16 protein-coding genes and 1 tRNA gene are annotated in these 16,674 nt (G+C 64.5%); 7 read left to right on the forward strand and 10 right to left on the reverse strand.

Annotated elements, in window-relative coordinates; genetic code table 11:
• Nucleotides 1-6: 6 nt before the first annotated feature.
• From cheB to P2T60_RS08920, 6 genes are all read right to left on the reverse strand, one after another.
• Entirely contained in the window at nt 7-1,044 is a 1,038-nt protein-coding gene (cheB, locus tag P2T60_RS08895) for a chemotaxis-specific protein-glutamate methyltransferase CheB (RefSeq protein WP_276278891.1), read from the reverse strand.
• A complete protein-coding gene (gene cheY / locus P2T60_RS08900) occupies nt 1,041-1,403 on the reverse strand; it encodes a chemotaxis protein CheY (protein ID WP_276278892.1) in 363 nt (120 codons plus the stop codon). The genes cheB and cheY overlap by 4 nt, the downstream gene beginning before the upstream one ends.
• Nucleotides 1,404-1,550: 147 nt before the next feature.
• The gene (locus tag P2T60_RS08905; protein ID WP_276278893.1) at nt 1,551-2,105 is read right to left on the reverse strand and encodes a chemotaxis protein CheW; all 555 of its coding nucleotides are present in this window, start codon (nt 2,103-2,105) and stop codon (nt 1,551-1,553) included.
• A gap of 582 nt (nt 2,106-2,687) precedes the next feature.
• Nucleotides 2,688-4,949, reverse strand: coding sequence for an amino acid permease (locus tag P2T60_RS08910; protein ID WP_276278894.1), 2,262 nt, complete (start codon nt 4,947-4,949; stop codon nt 2,688-2,690).
• Nucleotides 4,946-5,380, reverse strand: a complete 435-nt coding sequence (locus P2T60_RS08915) for a universal stress protein (RefSeq protein ID WP_276278895.1) — start codon at nt 5,378-5,380, stop codon at nt 4,946-4,948. Before P2T60_RS08915 ends, P2T60_RS08910 begins: the two co-directional genes overlap by 4 nt.
• Nucleotides 5,381-5,471: 91 nt before the next feature.
• A complete protein-coding gene (locus P2T60_RS08920; RefSeq protein ID WP_276278896.1) occupies nt 5,472-6,122 on the reverse strand; it encodes a DUF7500 family protein in 651 nt (216 codons plus the stop codon).
• Between the two features lie 166 nt (nt 6,123-6,288).
• Between P2T60_RS08920 and P2T60_RS08925 the strand changes: the two genes are divergently transcribed.
• The 5 genes from P2T60_RS08925 (at nt 6,289) to P2T60_RS08945 (ending at nt 10,596) form a co-directional block, all read left to right on the forward strand.
• A complete protein-coding gene (locus tag P2T60_RS08925; protein ID WP_276278897.1) occupies nt 6,289-6,513 on the forward strand; it encodes a TrmB family transcriptional regulator in 225 nt (74 codons plus the stop codon).
• A 291-nt stretch (nt 6,514-6,804) separates the two neighbouring features.
• Nucleotides 6,805-7,656: a Rieske (2Fe-2S) protein gene (locus tag P2T60_RS08930; RefSeq protein ID WP_276278898.1), complete on the forward strand. Its 852-nt coding sequence runs from the start codon at nt 6,805-6,807 to the stop codon at nt 7,654-7,656.
• A 135-nt stretch (nt 7,657-7,791) separates the two neighbouring features.
• Entirely contained in the window at nt 7,792-8,013 is a 222-nt protein-coding gene (locus tag P2T60_RS08935; RefSeq protein ID WP_276278899.1) for a hypothetical protein, read from the forward strand.
• 469 nt (nt 8,014-8,482) lie between these two features.
• The gene (locus P2T60_RS08940; RefSeq protein WP_276278900.1) at nt 8,483-9,844 is read left to right on the forward strand and encodes an outer membrane protein assembly factor BamB family protein; all 1,362 of its coding nucleotides are present in this window, start codon (nt 8,483-8,485) and stop codon (nt 9,842-9,844) included.
• 398 nt (nt 9,845-10,242) lie between these two features.
• A complete protein-coding gene (locus P2T60_RS08945) occupies nt 10,243-10,596 on the forward strand; it encodes a DUF7344 domain-containing protein (protein ID WP_276278901.1) in 354 nt (117 codons plus the stop codon).
• 198 nt (nt 10,597-10,794) lie between these two features.
• Here P2T60_RS08945 and P2T60_RS08950 read toward each other — a convergent pair.
• The 3 genes from P2T60_RS08950 to P2T60_RS08960 all read right to left on the reverse strand — a co-directional run bounded on the left by P2T60_RS08950 (nt 10,795) and on the right by P2T60_RS08960 (nt 12,570).
• Nucleotides 10,795-10,868: transfer RNA gene (locus P2T60_RS08950), tRNA-Thr, on the reverse strand.
• A gap of 19 nt (nt 10,869-10,887) precedes the next feature.
• Nucleotides 10,888-11,370 carry a GNAT family N-acetyltransferase gene (locus P2T60_RS08955; RefSeq protein ID WP_276278902.1) on the reverse strand — a complete coding sequence of 161 codons (483 nt, stop codon included), beginning with the start codon at nt 11,368-11,370 and terminating at the stop codon, nt 10,888-10,890.
• Nucleotides 11,371-12,570 carry a phosphoglycerate kinase gene (locus P2T60_RS08960; protein ID WP_276278903.1) on the reverse strand — a complete coding sequence of 400 codons (1,200 nt, stop codon included), beginning with the start codon at nt 12,568-12,570 and terminating at the stop codon, nt 11,371-11,373.
• Between the two features lie 146 nt (nt 12,571-12,716).
• Between P2T60_RS08960 and P2T60_RS08965 the strand changes: the two genes are divergently transcribed.
• Entirely contained in the window at nt 12,717-13,982 is a 1,266-nt protein-coding gene (locus tag P2T60_RS08965; RefSeq protein WP_276278904.1) for an ABC transporter substrate-binding protein, read from the forward strand.
• Between the two features lie 169 nt (nt 13,983-14,151).
• Nucleotides 14,152-15,480: an ABC transporter substrate-binding protein gene (locus P2T60_RS08970; RefSeq protein WP_276278905.1), complete on the forward strand. Its 1,329-nt coding sequence runs from the start codon at nt 14,152-14,154 to the stop codon at nt 15,478-15,480.
• 443 nt (nt 15,481-15,923) lie between these two features.
• Here P2T60_RS08970 and P2T60_RS08975 read toward each other — a convergent pair whose 3' ends face one another.
• Nucleotides 15,924-16,673, reverse strand: coding sequence for an ABC transporter ATP-binding protein (locus P2T60_RS08975; protein ID WP_276278906.1), 750 nt, complete (start codon nt 16,671-16,673; stop codon nt 15,924-15,926).
• Nucleotide 16,674 lies beyond the last annotated feature (1 nt).

The following is a 16,674-nucleotide window of genomic DNA, read 5'->3' on the forward strand; positions in this document are numbered from 1 at the left end:
TTATTTTCACCCGTTATCACGAATCGTGTCGAGAATCGCCTTCGCCATCTCGTCGGCCGGACGCACCGAATCGACGCATCCGGTCTCGATAGCGCGGGCCGGGATGCCGAACACCGAAGAAGTGTCCTCGTCCTGCGCGAGGGTCGCCCCGCCCGCCTGCTTGATGGCTTCGATACCTGCCGCGCCGTCCGAACCCATCCCGGTGAGGACGACACCAGTCAGCGGCCCGTCGATTTTCTCGGCGGCCGTCTCCATCGTCACGTCGATGGCCGGGCGCACGCCGTGTATCGCCTCTTCCTGTTGGAGGCGGAGGCGGAGTCGGCCGTTTCCGAAACCGGCGACTTCCATGTGGTAGTCGCCTTTCGCCACGACTGCCTCGCCGCCGCCGATTCGGAGGTTGTTCGTCGCCTCGCACACGTCGTACTCGCTCCGACGGTCGAGTCGCTCCGCGAACCGACCGGTGAAACCGTCGGGCATGTGCTGGACGACCAACACCCGGAGGTCGGCCTCCAGCGGAAGACTCGACAGGACGCGCTCGACTACGCGGGGTCCGCCGGTCGAGGCCCCGACGACGAGCGTCGGGTTCTCGACGTATCCGTGGTCTGTATCGACCGTTCCGGCGGGGTCGTCCACTTCCTCGACCGACTCGGGGTCCGCGCGAGTCGCCGACCGAACCTTCTCGACCAGCGCGTCTCCGTGGGCCGAAATCTCGGTCGAAACCTCGCCGCCCGGTTTTGCGAGAAAATCCACCGCGCCTTTCTCCAACGCCTCGAACGTCGCTTCCGCGCCGTCCTCGGTGTGGGCCGACAGCATCAGTACGGGGGTCGGGTTCGTCGCCATTATCTCCTCGACGGCCTCGATGCCGTCCATGGAAGGCATCTCCACGTCCATCGTCACCACGTCGGGGTCGTGTTCGACGACCGCTCGGACCCCTTCCTCGCCGTCTCCGGCCTGTGCGACGACTTCGATTCCACCCTCTTCGAGGATGTCGGAGATGACCGTCCGCATGAAGTGGGAGTCATCGACGACGACTGCCCGCGTCATGCTGAGACTACGTCCTCGATGGCGTCCATCACGCTGGGTTTCTGGAACGGTTTCGTGATGTAGCCGTCCGCACCCGCCTTGATTGCGGCTTTCATCTTCTCTTCCTGTCCGATACTCGTACACATGATGATGTTCGAATCGGGGTCCTCTTCCTTGATTTCGGAAGTGGCCTCGATGCCGTCACGAATCGGCATCACGATGTCCATCATCACGAGGTTGGGTCGGTGTTCCTCGTAGAGTTCGACCGCCTCGACGCCGTTCTCGGCCTCGCCCACGATTTCGAACTCCTCTTCGAGTATCTCCCGGAGTAGATTCCGCATAAATTCCGAATCGTCTACGATGAGTACGTTCTTAGCCATGCGATAGTCACCAAGCGGTTGATTTGAAACGGGGTGAAATAAATTCTCCCCTGTAGTTATCACGACTGATGCTCTCTGGAACTCGCGGGACGACACCGCGGCATCGGTCGGCCGATACGACGCGACTCACGTCTGGACTGTTCGCGCTCATTTCAACTGGTCGATGATGGCGTCGATGTCTACCCACACCACGAGGTCGAGACCGTCGCCGTTGGGTTTGCGGATGATGCCCCGAGAGACCTTCTGCTCGATGCCTCGCGTGTCGAGGTCCGAGAGGTCCTCGTCGGTGTCGATTTTGTCCTCGGGATAGGTGGCGACTTCCAACACCTCGTCCACTCGAATTCCGATTTTCTGCTTGTCGTCGGGACGGTCCAACACGAGGATGTTCTGCTCGTGTCGTTCGGGCGCGTCGCCCTCGATGCCGAGGAACGTCCGCGGGTTGATGATGGCGGTGGTCTCCCCGCGGAGGTCCATCACGCCGTCGATGGAGTCGGGCGTCCGCGGGATGCGCGTCACCTTCTTTATCTCTACGATGCTGTCCACCTCGTCTATATCGACCGCGCAGTAGTCCTCGCCGAGTCGGAACTCCACGACCTGTCTGGTCGCAACGTCCTCGACTTCGGGGGAGTCGGGCGCGTCGGTTCCGTCACCGGGTTCGGCGTCGGTCTCTTCGACCTGCATGGCACTCTCTGATACAATCATCGAACCCGAGAATATAAAACCCAGCCTCGTCTCTCGGAGATGATAATTGGCCACAGAGGTTAAATGTGAAAAGTCGGGGGGTTCGTCGCGGGGGTCGAAATCAGGTTTCGGACGCGTTCCGGTTGCTTTAGCATTCGTATAGTTGTTCTTGGGCATTATTTCGGTTGCTTAGAAGTAGAGTTCCGTTTCCGAGCGGGGTCGTGGGATTCGTGGGCGAAAGCGCAGGTTCGGAGTCGAGTCGCGCCGACTGGGACAGCACCGCCGCCACACTGTCGTTGCGAACAGCACCGCCACCGCGAACGACACTATTGCCGACTCCGATGAAGACCGCTACCCCACTGCCACCGCGGGCCACGCCCTCCCCAACCGACTCCCTCACTCGCGCCTTCGGCGCTCGTTCGGTCGTCCCTCGCACGACATGGGCGCGACCCGCTTGCGCGGTCGCGCCCGCGCGCGCCGGAGAGAGCATCGGAACGAGCGCACCCGGAGGTGGAAAGAGACCGAATCGAGACGAGAGAACAGACCGAGACGGGAGAACGCGCCGAACCGGAAAACGAGCGCGACGGCCGAGAAAAGCCGGGTTCAGCGCCCGAACAGTCGGTCGGCGATGCCGCGCTTGTGGGCGCGTTCGGCCAGCAGGACCGAGCAGTCCACGCCCTCGGCCACGTCCGCGACCAGCGACCCGCTGACCAACCGCGAGACCAGACCGCGCTCGGTCGCACCGAGGATGACCATCGAGCAGTCCTCGGCGGCGCGTTCGATGGCCTGCTCCACGTCGCCGGTCTCGACCCGGAGGTTGGCGTGCGCGAGGTCGTGGTCGGTGGCCCACTCTTCGAGGAACGCCTCGCCCTCCGCGGCGTCGTCCGCGACGTGGAGGAGCGTCACCTCCGAGTCGTAGGCGTCCCGGAAGAGTCGCGCCACCTCCGCGCTGAGGTCCGAGTCGGGACCGCCCGCGGTCGGCACGAGGACGTGTTCCGGGTCGAACCCGCGGTCCTTGAGGACGAGGAAGTCGCTGGGCAGGTCCATTCCGAGGTCGTCGAGCGCACTCTCGACCCGTCCGGGCGACCCGTGGGCGTCCTCGCCCCATCCCATCACCACGAGGTCGGCGTCGTGGGACCGGGCCGTCGAGAAGACTTCCTCGAACGACCGGTGGGAGACGATGGTGTGGGTCTCCACGTCCACGCCGAACGTCTCGGCGTCTCGCTGGGCCTCGTCCAGAATCTCGTGGTAGTTATGCTCGTGTTCGTCGAGGTGGTCGGCGGCGTACTCCAGCGAGGTCTGGTCGGGCACCGTGATGATGTGGACCGCTTCGAGAATCCCGTTTCGCTGTCTGGCGAACGCGCTGGCCAGCGTGATGAGGTCCTTCTCGTGTTCGGGGTTGGCAAGCGGCACCATCACCCGGAACTGGCCGCCGTCGGGTTTCATCGAACTCGCGGCCGTGACCGCCGAGTCGGGCATCTCCTCGCTCCGCGAGAGGATGAACTCCGAGAGGATGCCCTGCTTTTCGGTCTTCGAGCGAGCGTACGCGAAGTACCAGACGACGCCGCCCACGACGAAGACGAGCGCGAGTCCGATTTCTATCGGTTTCATGAACGCGATGAGACCGAACGAAGTCAACGCGCCGAGGACGGGAACGATGGGGTATAGCGGGACCTCGAATTCCGGTTGGTACTCCTCACTGTTCGACTCGCGCATAATTATCAGCGCGACGTTCAACAGACCGTAGACGATGAGGTGGAGGACGCTCCCGGCCTTCGCCAGCGTCTTCACGTCGCCGACCACGATGAACAGCAGGATGAGACCGCCCGTGACCGCGATGCTCCGGTACGGCGTGGCGAAGTTCGGGTGGATGTCGTTGAGTTTCGGGCTGATGAGTCTGTCCCGCCCCATGGCGAAGTTGATGCGCGAGGAGGCCAGAATCGAAGCGTTCGCGCTCGACGCGGTGGCGAGCAGTCCGGCGAACGTGAGCAGTCCGACGCCGACGGCCGCGAGACCGACGGTTCCGAACGCGATTTCCGCCACGTCGAGGACCGGCGTCTTGGTGAACTCGGGGCTGAGTTGCCGCCAGTTGATGACGCCCATCAGGACGACCATGATGATGGCGTACATCGTCGTGACGATGAGGACGCTCCCGACCACGGCCAGCGGGAGGTTTCGCCCCGGATTCTTGAGTTCCTCCGCGACCGTGGTAATCTTGGCGAACCCGAGGAACGAGACGAACACTAGACCCGTCGCCGGAAGAATCGCGGTCGCACCGCCGGTCTCGGCGGGGAAGAACGGGCGGAGCGTCGAGAGGTCGGTCTGGAGGAACCCTAGCACCGAGAACAGCGTGAGGATACCGACGAGCGTGACGACGATGAAGACTTGTAGGCGACCCGTCTCCTTCGCGCCGACGTAGTTGACGGCGATGAAGACGAGACCGGCCGCGAGCGCGCCGATTTGGAACGACGAGAGCGTGACGATTCCGAGTCCGATTGCGGGAATCGGGAGGAACGTAGCGAGGTACTCGCCGAATCCGAGGGTGTAGAACGCGCTGGCGAACGCCAACCCCATCCAGTTACCCCATCCGGCGATACACCCGAACAGCGGCCCGAGCGCGTGGTTGACGTAGTAGTAGCTCCCACCGGCTTTCGGCATCGCGGTGCCGAGTTCGGACGCCGACAGCGCGGTGAAAAGTGAGATGACGCCGCCGACCACGAACGAGAGCGCAACTGCCGGACCCGCGGCCGCGGCCGCCTGCCCCGGCAGGACGAAGATGCCCGCGCCAATCATCGTCCCGACGCCGATGGTCAGCGCCGCGAGGAGACCGAGGTCCTTGGCGAGTTCCTCGTCGTCCGAACTCATCCGCCCTCACCCTCCCGCGGGAGTACGACCACCGGCCGGTCGGCCTCGGTGACGATTTGGGTCGTGCGACCGCCGGAGAGGAATCGGGCGAGTCGGCCTCCCTCGCGCGGGCGGAACGCGATGGCGCTCGCGTCTACGTCCTCGGCCACCTCGAGGATGGCCTCAACCACGTCCCGGCGGTACGCGGTGCGGTCCTCGGCGTCGGGGAACACCTGACGGACGGTCTCGAAGGCCGCTTGTGCGATGTCCTCGGACTGCTCGACCGGCGTCTTGTCCGGGACGCCTTCGCCCTTCTCAACGACGTGGAGGGTAGTCACGCGCTCGGGAGCGTACGGTTCGAGCGCGAGCGACGACGATTCGGCGTCCTCTTCGTCCGCCACGGGCAGGAGGACGTGCGATAGGAGTGATTGGTCGGAGTGTTCGGCAGTCATGGGTAGTTCGTCGTTTTCGATGCCGACGGCAAAACAATTCCTACTCGGCGTCCGAATAGTAATTTATAATGTCATTTCTATTCGGTCCGAGTCAGACGTTTTCCGGCGGGAAGACCATCCCGCGGTCGTCTTGGACCTTCTCGAAGAGGTCGGCGATGGTGTCGTCGGGACCGAGGTCGTAGGCCTCGAGGATGGCCTGCAAGCACGACGGCGAGTAGCGCACACGGACGTTCGACTCGGTGAGGAGGATGCCCAACACGTCTTCGACGGCCGTCTCGGTGGTCAACTGCTGGGCGTACCACCGCAGGAGACTGTCGAAGACGGTACCCACGTCGTCGGAGAACATCTGCTGGTGGCTAACGGCGTCCTCGGCCTTCGCGCTGACGTGGAAGCCGTACTGGGCGCTTACCCCCTGCAAGTCGTCTTCGAGCCACTGCTTGACCGCGCCCGAGTCCACCTCGCCCGCCGGAGGCGCGTCGTCGGTCGGGTCGTCGTCCGCGGCGGGGACCGCCGCGGACGACTCGCCAGTCGAACCGCCACCGCCAGCGTCGTCGGGGACACTCGGCCGGTCGTCGGTGCCGATGACGTACCGGTCGTCGTCCAGCGAGACGACTTGCTCTTCTTCTTCGATGTCGAGTTCGTCCGGTGACAGCGCCGACCCGTCGTCGCTACCTTTGGCCTCGTCAGGCCGCAGAGGGACGCGTTCGTCGGTGTCTCGGCCGCCGTCCGGCATCGGACTCATTGGGATACGCTACCGTTCGATTTCACATAAACCCACCGCCTGTTTTCGCGAAAGCTACGGGTCGCGCACGGGACCGGCGGCTCCGGCGCGGTCACGACCCGCCGGGTTTCGACAATCGTTGTAGACGGGATTTATTATCGTCGAAGTTCTGGCATCCAATACCGAAATGAGCGTTCAACGACCGACGACACCCGCCAGAGAACTGCCGACGGAACTGGAGTCGCCGCGCGCGAAACTAATTTACTTGTACCTTCGACCCGCGGCGGCGTCGATAGACGAGTTACAGGCGGACCTCGATGTCGAGAAAATCACGCTGTACAGTATCCTTCGGACGCTCCGCGAGCGCGGACTCGTGGAGAAACGAGACGAACAGTTCGCAGTGGCCGAGTAGCTACTCCTTTTCCTCTTCGGGACAGAGCTGGTCGGGCGTGCGCTGGTAGCGCGGTGTCGCTACGAACTGCTCGATACGCTCACGCTCGTCTTCTGAAAGGGGCATACCCGTTGGGACTCACGGCAACACCAAAAAGACGGTGGCCACTCTCTCGGAATCTGACTGCTGAACGACCCGCGGCGAACCCGAAACCGGCGAAACCCGGCAACCCTTTTGTCGCTCGACGCCGGAGTGTTACGACGGGGGAGTGTATGCTTAGTAGTAACACGATTAGGATTCGAGGGGGGCAGTATGGCTGAAGCCGACGACAAGTATCCCGAGGAATCGGGGCGACGGCGGTTCGTGAAGGGCGTCGTCGGGAGCGCCGCGCTCACGGGAGTCGGCACCGCGGCGGCGGCGAGCATCAACTCCGCCACCGCGCCGACCGGGGCAGGTGGCGGTATCATCCAGTACTTCGGCGTCGAGAACGTCGCCGGGCCTGCGCCGCGGGCGATGCCCCAGATTCCGATAGAGATAGACGACGAGGGGTTCCTCAAGGGCGTCTGGCCCGAACCCCAGACCGTGACCGAACAGGGCCGCGAGATAATTGTCGCCGAGACGCAGTTGGGCGGCATCACCTACTCCAGCGAGTGGTTCCAGTACTGCGGCGTCCAGACGTACCCCGGCGTCGAACCCGACGCCGACCAAGACAACTTCTTCCGGTACTCGGGGTCGGCACCGTACGAGTGGCAACAGGAGGAAGTCGAACCCGGCGACAGGGTAAACGTCGAGGACTTCAGCGACTACGAGACGTGGGGCAACGGCATCGGAGAGGACGGTCTGGGCAAACCCGCGCTGGCGACGTGGCGCTCGCAGGACGTGCCCGCCAGCGGGACGATGCCGGTCCAGATACTCCGGAGTCCCCGGATTCAGCGGATGGCGGACAAAGGCGACCAGTGGCTCTCGGCCAGCACCGAGGAGGGGTTCCTCGCTAACTTGAACAAATGCACCCACTTCTGTTGCGTGCCGGGGTTCAAGACGCTCCCGGACAGTAGCAAGTTCGGCGCGGAGAACGAAATCTACTGCCAGTGTCACCAGTCGGTGTACGACCCGTTCAGCATCGTCCAGTTGTCTTTCGTGGCGCTCCCGCGTCCCGAGGAGTAGTCGGTCCCCGTGGGCCGACCGGCGACCGGGGACCGTCGTCGTTCACCGATAGTCCGAACCGCGTCCGTCCCGAATAGTCGGGAATTCAGACGTATCAGAGCGCCTGAACGGTGACAAAGATTTTGTATCCCCGGTATGCATCCACCCACGTTGAAGCAACTGCTCTCCGCAGTCGCCGACCGGGTCAAGGGTCTGATGCGGTCGTCGGCTTCCGACGCTGACGAGGACGACGCCACGCGAGACGACGGTCCCGACCTCTACGAGTGCGAAGGATGCGGGGCCGTCTTCATCTCGAAACCGAAGGAGTGTTCGACCTGCGAGGACGACGACTTCTCGAACATCGGGAAGTTCGAGTGACGGAGCGTGGCGTCCGCGCATCGGCAATTCAAAGATTGCTTTTGTAATTGTAGTTCGTTCTTAGAGCTTCGAATAAGATTTCTTAACGATTTATTTCGTGTCTCTGTCGGAGGTGTCGGTCGTCCCGCTCTCGGAAGTCTAGCCCCTCCGAATCGTGGCCGCGACCGCAGGAACCGGAGAGGCGACGAACGTCCAGAAAGGGACCGCCCGCACGCGGTCCCGCGAGCGGGGGTCCCTTCGTCTCTACGGTAGTCGGTTCGCCGAGGGTTCGCCAGCGGGTTGGTCGGGTAGGCGCGCCCCGTAGACTGTTCCGCCGGGCGTGCCCCCGTGGACTGTTCCGCCGAGCGCGTCCTGTCGGATGGTCGGCCAGCCGTCACGTTCCGGAACGTCGGCCGTCGCCGAATGGAGGCGCTTATTCCAGTCGCGCCCCGACTGTCGAGGAAGTACCTGAATCGGGTGATTTCTCGTCATGTCTACAGCGAACTCGAAGGGAGTCCTCGTCGCCGTCGCCGTCCTCGCGTCGGTCGTTCTCGTGGGAGTCGGCGTCGTCACCACGCAGAACGGCGGAACCGACGCCGAGGAGGGGGCGACGCTCACGGCCAACTGGGTCAGCGACACGGAGCGCAACGTCACCGGAAACCACCACGTCGCGGTCGGGGGCACCGTCGGCGACCGGTCGCTCGTGTTCGCGCCCATCAGCGGCGAGGCCCACGACGACGGTCACAGCCACGACCACGGCCACGGCCACGACCACGGGAGCGCCGAATCGGGCGCGTCCGCCGGGTGCGGACTGGTCACGCTGAACGGGACCGACGGCGGCGTCCGCTGGACCTACGAGGTGCCCCCCGAAAACTGCACCATCCACTCCGTCGCGGACCCGACGCTGGCCGACGTGGACGGGGACGGCGTGCGCGAAGTTCTCGCCACCTCGACCGAGAAGACCGTCGTCGCGTTCGACGCGGCGACGAGCGAGGTGGCCTTCGAGCGCAACCTCTCGGCCTACGGCTACACCCGGCCGGTCGTAGCGAACTTCACGGGCGACTCCCGGCCGGAAGTCGTCGTGGTGGACGTTCACGGGACCGTCTTCGTCGTCCGACCCGGCGGCGAGGAATCGGCGGACGCCGAGACCGTCTGGACCCGAAAACTTCCGGCCGACTACGTGTGGGGCCAACCCCACGTCGAGGACTTCGACGGCGACGGGTCGCCCGAACTCGCCGTCGCTCTCGGTAACGGGCGACTCACCTTACTCGACAACGACGGAAGCGTGGCGTGGAACCGGTCGGTCGGCGCGGGCGACTCCGTGACGTGGTTCACCACCGGGCAGGTCGACGACGACCGACCGGCCGAACTCGTGACCGCCACCTCCGGCGGGAACGTCTCGCTGTTCGACGGCGAGGACGGCGACCGCCTCTGGCGGAAGTCGTTCAGCGCGTACGCCGCAGTCGATGCGGTCGGCGACGGCGACGACGACGGCACCGCCGAGGTGTACGCCACCGCGCGGGACGGGAACCTCCGGGCCATCGACGCCGAGTCGGGCGACGTGGAGTGGACGACGAGTCTCACCACGGTCAACGCCCAGATGACGCCGCCGCCGGTTCTGGGCGACGTGGACGGCGACGGGGACGCCGAACTCGTCGCGGCGTCGAACGACGGTCGAATCGCGGTCGTCAGTCCGGCCTCCGGCGAGATACTGGCGACGTACTCGCGCGAGACGCCGCTCTGGACGAATCCGACGCTGGCCGACGTGGACGACGACCCGGCGGCCGAGATACTGGCGACCTACGGCGACGGCCGGATTGCGGCACTGTCGTACGAAAACGAGACGGCCTGAGAGCGTCGTCTTCCCCTTTGTCCGGCGGACTGACGGCCGGACACCGAGCGTCGGCGGGCCGCCGAGCGAGTAGTGTGCGCCCGGCGGAAACCCATCGTCACAGACAAAGCAGATTCGAACGGGAGTCGTTCGGTGGGTTCGCGGCGGAGTTTCGACGTAGACTCTGGCACGCGAGTCGAAGCACGTCGCGGCGGTCGATTACCGCCCACTCGTCAGAACAGGGGTGCGATATTTAAAACGCCGTCAGACTCCCGGACCGTTTCAGTTCAAGTCGGGATAGGAATTTTCGGCGAGCGGCGCGATACGAACTCGAACGGATGCAACGGCAACAGGATTGATTACCATCGAAGCGAATGGACTAACTGCCGACACGTAAGATGCGTGTCGTCTCCTCAGTCATGGATTTCGAAACCGCGTTCGACCTGTTGAGTAACGAACATCGACGCCTCGTCGTCGCCGCCCTCGACGAGACTGGCCCAGTCTCCCGACGGCAACTGACGACCGAACTCCTCGCCCGCCTCGAAACCGGCGACTCCGACCGGACGACCCGGCGGCAGTTGCGCATCGCACTTCATCACAACCACTTGCCGCGCTTGGCCGACGCTGGCGTCGTGAAGTACGACGACGGAACGGTCGTTCCGTCGCCGAAGTTGAGTACAGTCCGCGACTGGCTAGAAGACGCGAACCGAGACGAAGACGCGCCGGAGACGGCCGCCAGTCTCGGCGACCACCTGACGGCGTTCTACGCGTAGAAGCCGTCGAGAACGGCGGCCGTCCGCACCTCCGGCACGCCGGAGGTGCGGACGGCGATTCGAGACGGAAACGAACTCAGGGGTAGGATTTGACCCGAAGCCAGACATTCCTGCTCGCTACGCTCCGCGGGCCGTGACTGGCAGGGTCCAAATCCGACCGAACCGGTTCCGTCGCTGGCGACGTTGCCAGCGACAGGAAGCCAGGGGTGGGATTTGAACCCACGAACTCCCGATTACAAGTCGGGTGCTTGAACCGCCCAAGCTCCCCTGGCGCGTACCGTTCCGTTCTCGCTACTCCTTTGTGAGCGTATCGCTTTCGACCGATTTTTCCAGCTCTACTCGGTGGGGAGCGTAGCCGTGGCGTCGGTAGAACCGCCGGGCGTCGCGGTTGTCGGCCATCATCTCCAGCGCGAGGGTGTCGGCCCCGTCGTCGACCAGTTTCGTCTCGGCGGCCCCGAGCAGTTCCGACCCGACGCCCTCGTCGCGGCGGTCCGGGACGACGTAGATGTTCTGGACGAACCCGCGAGTCGCGTCCTGTTCGTAGTTGCTCGACTCGACGCCGAAGGTGACGAACCCGACGAGTTCGCCCGCGTCGTCGCGCGCCACCAGCAGTTCGTCGGAGACGGCGCTCCGGGCGATTGCCTCCCGAATCGTCGCCCGGTTCTCGTCGGCCAGCAGGTGCGACCCGAACCCGCGCTGGTCGGCGGCGAGTTCGACCCACCGGTCGGCCGCCGCGTCCGCGTCCTCGATACTTCCGAGTTCGACGGAGACCATTCAGTCCCTGAGCGCCTCCACCGCGGGCAGGTCCTCGCCGGTGAGCATGTTGAGCGCCGCGCCGCCGCCCGTACTCACGTGGTCGAATCCCTCGATGTCGAACTTTCGGATGGCCGCCGCCGTGTCGCCGCCGCCGACGATACTGTACTCGGCGTCCGTGGCAGTCGAGAAGAGTTGGCGGGTACCGCGAGCGAACGTCTCGTCCTCGAAGACGCCCGCCGGACCGTTGAGAACGACCGTGCCCGAGTCGCGGACGACTTCGGCGTAGGCGTCTACCGTCTCCGTGCCTACGTCCATCGCGGCCTCGCCCTCCCGCGGGGGAAGGTCGTCTACCGCGACTTCGTGGCGTTCGCCGTCGCGTTCGACCGCTACGTCCACCGGGAGTCGGATGCGGTCGCCGTACTCGGCGAGGAGGTCGGCCGCCCGGTCGATTTCGTCCCAGTAGCCCTGTTCGTAGACGAAATCGGCGCTGGCGTCGCCGAGGTCGGTCTCGTCGGCCAACAGGAACACGTTACCGACGACGCCGGTCGTCAGCACCTCGTCGGCGAGTTCGCGTTCGAGGACGCTCTCGACCACCGCCATCGAGTCGGGAACTTTCGCGCCGCCGATGACGTAGGTCCGGGGTTCGGGCGTCCCCTCGATGTCGCCAAGAACGTCGAGTTCCCGTTCCATCACGCGGCCCGCGTAGCCCGGAATCCGGGACGGAAAGCCGACGATGGAGGGCTGAGACCGGTGGGCCGCGGCGAAGGCGTCGTTGACGTAGGCGTCTAGCGCGGGGACGAGTTTGTCCACGAGTTCGGTCTCACCGGCGCGTTCGGCCGGGAACTCCATGTACTCCTCGCTGTAGAAGCGGGTGTTCTCCAGCACGACGGCCTCCCCGTCGCCCAAGTTCTCGACGGACCGGCGGGCGTCGGCGGAGAAGGTGGCGTCGGAGTACTCGACGGGGGCGTCGAGCAGTTCGTCGAGGCGGTTCGCGTGCGGGCGAAGGTTTCTGAACTGGTCGCCGCCGGGACGACCTTGGTGGGCGAGGACGGCGACCCGTCCGCCGCGTCCGAGCAGTTCCGAGAGGGTGTCGACGTGGGCGCGCAAGCGGGCGTCGTCGGCGAGTTCCCCGTCGTCGGTCAGCGGGCTATTGATGTCGATACGCACTCCGAGCGTGGTCCCTTGGACGGCGAGGTCGTCCAGGGTCTCTATCGGCATGTACGTGACTCCGACAGCCCGAGTGAAATATGTGTCGGGGCAGGCGACAAATACAAATTCGCTTCCGAGTGAACTTTCAGCGCCTCTGTGACGGGTTCACGTTTTGCAAACTTTTTTATACCCGGTGTGAGACCTTCTGATAGACTATGACAGGCACGGAAAAGTCGCGGCGTGCGTATCTACAGACGACGGCGGCACTCGGTGCCGCCGGTCTCACCGGTCTCTCCGGATGTATCGGTAGCATCTCCGGTGGTAGCGGCGGGAGCGACGACCCCATCCAGATGGGTTCGATTTTGCCGATTACGGGGGCACTGAGCGCCTACGGTAACGGAATGCAGGAAGCGGTCAACCTCGCTAAAAAGCACATCAACGACGCGGGTGGTCCCCTCGGGCGCACGGTGAAAGTACACAACAAGGACAGCGAGACCAAACCGAGCAAGGCCTCCCAGAAGTACAAGTCGCTGGTCAACGAGCAAGGCATCGTCGGGTTCGTCGGGGCGGCGTCCAGTGGGGTGTCGGTCCCGCTCGCTAAGAACGTCGCGTCCGACGGCGTGATGCAGGTGAGCAACGCCAGCACCACTCCGGCGCTCGCCGAAATCGGCTACGAGGGCGACACGAAGTACTTCGGGCGGACCGCGCCCAACGACGGCCAACAGGGTATCGTGATGGGCCGCATCATGAACGAGGACGACTACATCGGCGCGGACAAGGCCGCGTTCCTCCACGTCGCCAACGCCTACGGCGAAGGACTGGCGAAGAAGGCGAAAGCCGCCTTCGACGGCGAGACGGTGGCGATGGTGCCCTACGACAAGAAGTCCTCGGACTACACTTCGACGCTCGACAAACTCTTCGAGAACGACCCCGACGCCGTGGGATTCGTCGGCTATCCCGGTAACGGGAAGACAATCCTCAAGCAGTGGGACAACGGCGGTTACGGCGGCGAGTGGGTTCTCAGCGAAGGTCTGAACGACAAAGGCTTCTTCGAGAATCTCAAGGAAATCACCGACGGGATGTACCTCGCGTCCCCCAGTCCCGAGTCCACCAAGAGCGCCGATACGTTCGACGGCGAGATGGGCGACCAATCGGGGACGCTGTTCGCACCGCACGCCTACGACGGACTCTTCTTGCAGGCGCTCGCAATCCACAAGGCCGGGGAAGCGACCGGCGAGGCCATCGCCAAGAACTTCCAGTCGGTGTCCCGCGACGGAACGAAGGTGTACGCGGGCGAGTTCCAGAAGGCCAAGGACTTGCTCGACGACGGCGAGAGCATCAACTATCAGGGCGCGTCGAGTCCGGTGGACATGAACGAGTCGCTCGAACCGCTCAACCGGTTCGCCATCATGCAGGTCCAAAGTGCCAAGCGGAAAGAACTAGAGACCATTCCGCGGACGTACTTCGAGGGGAAACTGTAAGCTACCGACAACGAGGGTGACGCTCCCGTCGGCACTCTCACGTCGCTCGAACCACGCGCAAACGCGGCTTTCTTCCGGGTCGCCTCTCGAATTTCGTTGAACTATCCTGTCGCCTCACGGGAATCATACACAATTGTTTATTACTGTCGCGTTGTGTGATACGACGGAGATGTCAGAGAAATATCGAACGACGCGACGGACGTATCTGAAGGGCGCGACGGCCGCGGGGGTGGCCGGGTTGACCGGACTGTCGGCGTCCGCGGGGGCGGCGCAGGGCGGACCCATCTCGATGGGGTCGATTCTGCCAATCACGGGGAACCTGAGCGCGTACGGGAGCGGGATGCAGAGAGCGGTCAACGTCGCCGTCCAAGACGTGAACGACGCGGGCGGGCCGCTGGGTCGGCAAATCAACATGTCCAACACCGACAGCCAGACCCAACCGTCTCGGGCCATCCAGCAGTACAACTCGCTGGTCAACGAGCAGAACATCATCGGGTTCGTCGGGGCGGCGTCGAGCGGCGTCTCGGTACCGCTCGCCCAGAACGTCGCCGCCGACCGAGTGATGCAGATGAGCAACGCCAGCACGTCGCCCGCGCTGGCCGAAATCGGCTACAACGAAGACCAGAGCATCAAGTACTTCGGCCGGACCGCGCCCAACGACGCCCAACAGGGCATCGTGATGGGCCGCATCCTGAACGACGACCAGTACATCGGCGCGGACAGGGCGGCGTTCCTCTTCGTGGACAACCCCTACGGACAGGGCTTGGCCGAGAAAGCCCGCGCGCAGTTCCAAGGCGAGACGGTCGGGATGGTGGGCTACAGCCAACGGGCCAGCGACTACACCTCGACGCTCGACTCGCTGTTCCAGAACAATCCCGACGCCATCGGATTCATCGGCTACCCCGGCAACGGTCGGACCATCCTCAACCAGTGGAACAACGGCGGCTACGGCGGCGAGTGGGTCCTCAGCGAGGGACTGAACTCTTCGGACTTCCTGAGCAGTCTGAGCAACATCACGTCGGGGATGTACCTCGCCTCGCCGAACCCCGAGCAGACGCCGGGCCGGACCGCGTTCGAGGAGAAGATGGGCGACCAAGCCGGGACGCTGTTCGCGCCCCACGCCTACGACGGACTCTTCCTGCAAGCACTCGCTATACAGGCCGCGGGCGAGGCCACCGGGACGGCAATCGCCCAGAACATCCGGTCGGTCTCGCGGCCCGAGGAGGGCGCGAGCCAACAGACCGCGACGACCGCCGCGGACGGCGTCGATGGCGGCGGCGGTCAGCAGGCCGCCACCGTCACGGTCGGGGAGTTCCAGAAGGCCAAGGACCTGCTGTCGAACGGCGAGGACATCAACTATCAGGGCGCGTCGAGTCCGGTCAACCTCAACGAGTCGCTGGAACCGCTGAACCAGTTCGCCATCCTGCAGGTGGCCGACGACGGTTCGACCGAGACGCTGGAGACGATTCCGCGGAGTTTCTTCCGCGGTAAACTGTAAGCGAGCGGCGGCGAATCCGAACCACCTTTTTGAGGGTCGCAGGCGACCACGGGAAGACGGCCGGGAGAACTATCTTTGTTTTCTTGAGCAACTTTTCGATTTCTCAAACAAAGCTAAGCATTTCTCCGGGCGCGAACGTCCGACCGGGCGCGTCGCGGGAGGACCGACGCGAGGGTTCAAGTACGAGGACGGGACGAACTCGGCGCGGACGCCTCGCGCGGTTCCGGGCGCGGGCGGCGCGCGGGCACTACCCGCGCGCCGCGGAACCGCCAGTCCGACTACCCCGAGAGGGCTGAGCCAACTCCACGGTCCGCGACCGACCGCGAGCGAGGAGCGACGCGACGAGCGAGCGGCCTTTTTGGTCCAGATTTTTCGGGGAGTGGTGTCCGCAACGACCGAGCGAAGCGAGGGCGTGAGGACGCCCGACGAGAAAAAAGTGGTCTCTAGTCGTCCGTCGCGGTCTCACCGGTTTCGCCGGTTTCGCCGCCGCCACCGCCGAGGTAGAGTTCCGTCACCTCGTCGTTGTCGAGCAGGGCGTCACCGGTGTCCTCGAAGCGGTTCTCGCCCATCTCCAGCACGTAGCCCCGGTCGGAGTTCCGCAGGGCCTTGCGCGCGTTCTGCTCGACCATCAGGATGGCCGTGCCCGACTCGTTGATTTCGATTATCTTCTCGAACACCTCGTCCACGAGGTCCGGCGCGAGACCCGCGCTCGGTTCGTCCACCAGCATCAGGTCCGGGTCCACCATCAGGCCCCGGCCCATGGCGAGCATCTGCTGTTGGCCGCCGGACATCGTTCCGGCCTTCTGGTTCTGGCGCTCTTCCAGAATCGGGAAGCGGTCGAACACCTCCTGTAGGGCGTCCTCGGGCATCGAGTCGAGGATGTACGCGCCCATCTCCAGATTCTCCCGGACGGTGAGGTTCGGGAAGACGTTCTCGACCTGCGGGACGTAACACATCCCCTCGCGGGTGATTTCGTCCGGGCGGAGGTCGGTGATGTCCGCGCCGTCGAAGTTCACCGACCCGTCCCAGCAGTCGATGAGACCGAACACGGCCTTCATGAACGTCGATTTCCCGGCACCGTTCGGCCCGATGATGCAGACGATTTCGTCGTCCGCCACGTCCATCGAGACGCCGTGGAGGATTTGGGCGTCGCCGTACCCCGACACGATGTCGCGGGCTTCGAGTAGCGCCACG

Source organism: Halorussus caseinilyticus, assembly GCF_029338395.1.
GTDB lineage: Archaea > Halobacteriota > Halobacteria > Halobacteriales > Haladaptataceae > Halorussus > Halorussus caseinilyticus.